Raw genomic sequence first — 413 nt, forward strand, 5'->3', positions numbered from 1 at the left:
CATACAGCTGTAAGTTACCATGCAGTAGAAACGAGCAAGTAACCACGCCCCCAAATTGTCTTAATTTTTTCAGGGTTTTGTGGGTCGTCGCTAAACTTTTTTCTTAGTGCAGAAATAAGCACATCGACACTTCTATCAAGTCCGTCGTATTCACGTCCTTTAGTGGCTTTAAAAACCGCATCACGTGATACAACTTGGCCCGCATTACTTGCCAAATAATGCAAAAGTAAATATTCTGCACTGGAGATATTAACGTCTTGGCCGTTAAATTTCACGTTTCTCGATTCGGTATTAATATTAAGCGAACCGACCGAAATTGTGCTTTCTACTTTTTCCAATTTATTGGGCTCACTGCTTTGACGAAGCGCCGCTTTTATACGAGCGAGCAAAGCGCGCGGGCGTACTGGTTTCAT

Annotated in this window: 1 protein-coding gene; it reads right to left on the minus strand. The window is 42.4% G+C overall.

Annotated features, from left to right (window positions below):
• Positions 1-14 precede the first annotated feature (14 nt).
• The coding region (locus SB756_RS28235; RefSeq protein ID WP_410912793.1) for a winged helix-turn-helix domain-containing protein at positions 15-413 on the minus strand (399 nt) is incomplete at its 5' end.

The organism is Pseudomonas sp. SIMBA_068, assembly GCF_046534705.1.
Taxonomy (GTDB): Bacteria; Pseudomonadota; Gammaproteobacteria; order Pseudomonadales; family Pseudomonadaceae; genus Aquipseudomonas; species Aquipseudomonas putida.